We start from the raw sequence: 469 nt of genomic DNA on the forward strand, positions 1-469 counted from the left end.
TTGATATTGTCATTTCGGTACCATTTACGAAAATTCGTAAGGAAGCGTCAAAGCTTTCCCTTTCAATAATTCGAAATTCAGAACCAAGCGCAATTTTCTGTTTGTCAAGGTATTGCAAAAATTCGGATGAGGTATCTTTTACGCCGACACAAATTGATCTTTGGTCGGTTTCCAGTTCCGATAATAATTTATTATCCTCTTTCATCAACTCGCCTTTTGCATTCGGGATTGGATCGCCATGCGGATCACGCGATGGGAAATTGAGAAATGCATCGAGTTTATCAATCAACTTTTCCGATTGTATGTGCTCGAGTTCTTCGGCAAGATCATGCACCTCATCCCACGGAAATCCTAGTTTCTCCACCAAAAAAACTTCCCACAATCGATGTTTTCGGACAATCATTTTTGCGGCAAGCGAACCTTTCTCGGTTAGTAACACGCCCTGATACTTTTGATATTCCACCAACTG

At 40.9% G+C, this 469-nt stretch carries 1 protein-coding gene; it reads right to left on the reverse strand.

Going from position 1 to position 469, the window contains the following annotated elements; all coding sequences use genetic code 11:
- Positions 1-469: metal-dependent transcriptional regulator (locus I6F37_RS38955; protein ID WP_225154216.1), on the reverse strand; the 469-nt coding region annotated here is incomplete at both ends.

Source organism: Bradyrhizobium sp. NBAIM08 (genome assembly GCF_020193935.1).
In the GTDB taxonomy this organism is placed as follows: domain Bacteria; phylum Pseudomonadota; class Alphaproteobacteria; order Rhizobiales; family Xanthobacteraceae; genus Bradyrhizobium; species Bradyrhizobium yuanmingense.